Annotated in this window: 1 protein-coding gene; it reads left to right on the plus strand. The window is 66.6% G+C overall.

Features of this window, described 5'->3' with window-relative positions; genetic code table 11:
* On the plus strand, positions 1 to 335 hold a 335-nt coding region (locus XpopCFBP1817_RS21330), incomplete at both ends, for an IS30 family transposase (protein WP_128418515.1).

The raw sequence follows: 335 nt of genomic DNA on the forward strand, positions 1-335 counted from the left end.
CGGCGCGGCGTGCGCGATGGCCGCGGGCAGCTGACGCAGCGCTGCAGCTGGACACAGCGCCCAAGCGTGGTGGAGCAGCGCAGCCGCATCGGCGATTGGGAGCTGGACACCCTCCGGGCCTCCCATGGAAAGGCCGTGGTGGTCAGCATGACCGAACGTCGCAGTCGCCTGCATCTGCTTGCTTATTCGCCTGACGGCACCGCCGAGAACGTGCGCAACGCCATCGTCCAGCGGCTCGGTGGCCTAGGCCATACAGTGCACACCCTCACCGCCGACAACGGCAAGGAGTTCGCCGATCATCGCCTCATTGCCGCCTGCTTGCAGAGCGATTTCTA

Origin of the sequence: Xanthomonas populi (assembly GCF_002940065.1) — a bacterium.
In the GTDB taxonomy this organism is placed as follows: domain Bacteria; phylum Pseudomonadota; class Gammaproteobacteria; order Xanthomonadales; family Xanthomonadaceae; genus Xanthomonas; species Xanthomonas populi.